General features: G+C 75.3%; 5 protein-coding genes. All 5 read left to right on the top strand.

Going from position 1 to position 3,981, the window contains the following annotated elements; all coding sequences use genetic code 11:
- Nucleotides 1–425, top strand: a 425-nt coding sequence (locus DQW06_RS10735) for an ATP-binding protein (protein WP_117198378.1), incomplete at its 5' end; no start/stop codon positions are given.
- Between the two features lie 109 nt (nt 426–534).
- On the top strand, nt 535–891 hold the full coding sequence (locus DQW06_RS10730) for an STAS domain-containing protein (RefSeq protein ID WP_013156254.1): 357 nt from the start codon (nt 535–537) through the stop codon (nt 889–891).
- Nucleotides 892–902: 11 nt separating this feature from the next.
- Nucleotides 903–1,751 carry a glycosyltransferase gene (locus tag DQW06_RS10725; RefSeq protein ID WP_013156255.1) on the top strand — a complete coding sequence of 283 codons (849 nt, stop codon included), beginning with the start codon at nt 903–905 and terminating at the stop codon, nt 1,749–1,751.
- A gap of 36 nt (nt 1,752–1,787) precedes the next feature.
- Entirely contained in the window at nt 1,788–3,011 is a 1,224-nt protein-coding gene (locus tag DQW06_RS10720; protein ID WP_232833003.1) for a DUF4446 family protein, read from the top strand.
- Between the two features lie 101 nt (nt 3,012–3,112).
- Nucleotides 3,113–3,981 (top strand): prephenate dehydratase (pheA, locus tag DQW06_RS10715; protein WP_117198376.1); only part of this gene is annotated, 869 nt, incomplete at its 3' end.

Below are 3,981 nucleotides of genomic sequence, written 5' to 3'. Positions count from 1 at the left end.
ACGCCCTCCGCCACGCCCGCCCCCTGCCCACCCCCGAGAACCCCGAGGACAGCGTCGGCGTGTCCTGGCGGGCCGAGGTGGACCGCGGCTCGGGGGCGTGCGGCTGGGTGGAGATCGCCGTCCGCGACGGCGGATCCAGCACCATGCCCCGGGTGGCCCGGCCCTCGATCTCCGGCCTGGGCGGCCGGGGCCTGGGCATCGTCCAGTCCCTGTCCGGCCGCTGGGGCACCGAGATGGACGCGACCACCACCACGGTGTGGGCGGTCCTGGAGATCCCCGCCGAGGGCTCGGCCGCCGAGGAGGAGGACACGGCCCGGGGACTCCCGGAGGGTTTCGGGGCGAGCTCGTACCCGGACGCCGCCGACGTCGTCGAGCTGCGGCTGGGCGTCGCGGAGGACACCAGGGCCCGCAGCGCCCTGCTCTGAGGGAGGCCGCCGCGCGGCGGCGCCGCCACCGGCGGAGGAACGTCACCGATGTCGCGAAACACCGCCAACGAGGTGGCCCGGCGCTGGTGGGGCCGCTACAGTCACGACTGTGGAGTTGAAGATATCAAGCCGGTCTCAGCAAGACGTCGCGGTGGTAACCGTTGGCGGTGAGATCGACCTGTACACGGCGCCCCAGTTGCGTGACGAGCTCATCGGAGCCCTGGAGGACGGGGCGCGACGGCTGGTCGTCGACATGTCGCGGGTGGAGTTCTGCGACTCGACCGGCATCAGCGTGCTGCTCTCCGCCATGAAGCGCTCCCGCGACAAGGACGGCGATCTGGAACTCGTGGCTCCGAGGCCCGCGGTGACCAAGGTCCTGGAGGTCACCGGGCTCGACGCGGTGTTCGTCATCCACCCCGATCTCGACGCGTTGCCGGTGGCCGCGGGAACCGGCACCGCCCAGTAGACGGGACACGCGTGCTTCGTGGGGAGGGCTCCGGTCCCGAGGGGGCCGCGATCGCCGTGGTCATCGCCGCCAAGGACGAGGCGGTGCGCGTGGGCAGCACCGTCGAGGCCGCCCGCGCACTGCCCGGGGTGGACCTGGTCGTCGTGGTCGACGACGGCTCCGCCGACCGCACGGCCGAACTCGCGCTCGACGCCGGGGCCCGGGTGATCAGGCACAGCCGCAACCGCGGCAAGGGGGCCGCGATGGAGACGGGCGCGGAGGGCGTCCGGCTCATCGAGGAGCACGAGGCGGGGGACGGGTCCCCGCGCTCCCCCCGACACCTGCTGTTCCTGGACGCCGACCTGGAGGCGACCGCCGCGGAGGCGGCGCCGCTCGTCGAACCGGTCCGCGACGGCAAGGCCGACATGACCATCGCCCTCTTCCCCGCGACCCGCATGCGCCTGGGCGGCCACGGGTTCGTGGTGCGCCTCGCGCGCGGCGGCGTCCGCAAGGCCACCGGGTGGGAGCCCGAGCAGCCCCTCAACGGCCAGCGCTGCCTCACGCGCGCGGCCTTCGAGGCGGCCAGGCCGCTGGCCCCCGGCTTCGGCGTGGAGACCGGCCTGACCATCGACGTGCTGCGGGCGGGCTACCGGGTGCTGGAGGTGGAGGTGCCGCTGGAGCACCGGGCCACCGGCACCGACCTGCGCGCGCAGCTGCACCGTGCCCACCAGTTCGCGGACGTGGCCCGTGCCCTGGCGGTGCGCGAGCTGCGGCCCACCGTGCGGCGCGGGTGGGAGCGGACCCGTGAGCGCACACGCACGGCGGGACGGCAACTGTCCCGCAAAATCGGGCACATGACTTGGAGAAACCGCCCGAAGTAGCCACATGGGTGCAGTGTGTAGCTATACGCTCGCTCCGTGTTCACTACGATCCTGGCTTTGACGGGAATGCTCTCGGGACTGGGCGCGCTCGCCCTCGGCTGGCACGCGCTGTCCAGGACCCGTGCGGTCGGCAGCGAGTCCCAGGCACTCGCCCAGCGGGCGGCCGCGGTCAGCGCCTCGGGCGTGGACCCCTTCGCCGTGCGCGACGTGGCGGTGCTCCACTACGACGCCCTGGAGGAGATGTCGGGCGCCCGCTCCTTCTCCCTGGCGCTGCTCAACAGCGAGGGTGACGGCGTCGTCGTCACCTCCATCAACGGGCGCACCGAGTCGCGCACCTACGCCAAGGCGGTGGTGGGCGGGGAGTGCGACACCCTGCTCAGCCCGGAGGAGTACCGGGTCGTCCGGTCGGCACGCCTGGGGGAGGGCGTCGGCGCCGCCGCGACCGCGGGAGGCCCCCCGGCGCGGGCGGCTTCCTCCGCCGGGGGCCGGCCGGTGACTCCGTCCGCGCCTCGGGAGGAGCCCGGGTCCCCGCCAGCCCGGGACGAGGAGCGGGGCGCGCGTGAGGGCGCGGAGGCGGTTGACGAGGGATCGGACCGGGAGCGGCGCGAGGCCCACCCGGCAGCCTCAACCGGTACGGGCGACTCGGCTGCCCGGACCGCCTCGGCCGCTCCGACAACCTCAGCCGTCCCGTCCGTCGCGGACGACGGTCGGGAGGACGTGGAAGACGCTCCGGCAGCCTCAGCCGCCCCGAACGGCACGGGCGCGACCCGGGAGAACGCGGAACCGGCTCCGGCGGGCCCGTCAGCACGGACGGCCCGCGCCACCAAGCCCGTCGCGGATGACAGCCGAGAGGCTTCCGAGGTCATGCCGGCCTCAACCGGCACGGGAGTCTCGGCCGTCCGGCCCGCCTCAACCGCTCCGGCAGCCTCGTTCAACCCGGCAGTCCCGGGCGGCGGCCGGGAGGAGCAGGAGCCCCGCGGCCTCGTCTCCGTGATCCGCAGGACCATCGGGCGCGCCGGCGCCGACCGTCGGCCCCCCGTCCAGGCCGTGCGGTCGGGTGTCGGAGCGGCGAGGCCCATCGCCTCCGCCAACGTCACGGTGCGGCCGGGGCCCTCCGCCGCCGCGGCGGGGAGCACGGGGACTTCGGCCACCGGGACCGCGACGGCCGCCGAGCCGCGCCCGGAGGCCCCGACCGACGAGGGGACCGGCGGGGAGGGCACCCGGGAGGCGGAGGCCCCCGCGCCGGAGGCGCGCGGATGACCGCTCCGACGCGGCCCGGACTCCGGCCCGGCCCCGGCCCCGGGCCCGCGTCGTGTCCCGAACCGCCGCCCCCGGCGCACCGGTCCGTATAGCCTGGTGTTATGCCCAACCGCTACGCCTACCTCGGCCCCGAGGGCACCTTCACCGAAGCCGCACTGCGCAACCTGCGTCCGGACGCGCCCGACGAGGCCCGCGTTCCCTGCGAGGGGGTAGCCGCGGTCTTCGACGCGGTCCGCTCCGGCGCGGTCGACGGCGGAGTCGTCCCCCTGGAGAACTCGGTCGAGGGCGGTGTCACCGCGACCATCGCCGAACTCGTCAACGGCGACCCGCTCCTCGTCACCGGCGAGACCGCGGTCCCGGTCGAGTTCTCCCTGTTCGCGCGGGGCGGGACGGTGCTGGAGGACGTCAAGCGGGTGGCCACCCACCCCCACGCCCTCGCCCAGTGCCGGGGCTGGCTCTCCCGCAACCTGCCCGACGCGGACACGCACACCGTCTCCTCCACGGCCGCCGCCGCGCGCGCCGTCTCCGAGCCCGGCGCGCCCTACGACGCGGCCATCTGCGCCGTGATCGCCGGGGAGCGCTACGGCCTGCACGCCCTGGCCTCCGGTATCGGCGACCGCTCCGACGCGGCCACCCGCTTCATCTACCTGTCCCGGCCCGGCGTCCTGCCCGGGCCCACCGGAGCCGACCTGACCTCGCTCGTCGCCTTCATCGCCGACGACCACCCCGGTGCCCTGATCGAGGTGCTCAACCAGTTCGCCGTGCGCGGGGTCAACCTCACCCGGCTGGAGTCGCGCCCCACCGGCGACCGGCTCGGCAGCTACTGCTTCTGCATCGACGCCGAGGGACACGTGGCCGAGGCCCGGGTCGGCGAGGCCCTCATGGGCATCCGGCGGGTGTGCCGGGACGTGCGCTTCCTGGGCAGCTACCCGCGCAGCGGCCGGACCACCGAGAACGACCCGCCGCTGCG

The sequence above is a fragment of the Nocardiopsis sp. TNDT3 genome (genome assembly GCF_003427465.1).
Classification (GTDB): domain Bacteria; phylum Actinomycetota; class Actinomycetes; order Streptosporangiales; family Streptosporangiaceae; genus Nocardiopsis; species Nocardiopsis dassonvillei.
Note: the sequence above shows the minus strand (reverse complement) of the source record. Positions and strands in the feature narration are given on the sequence as shown.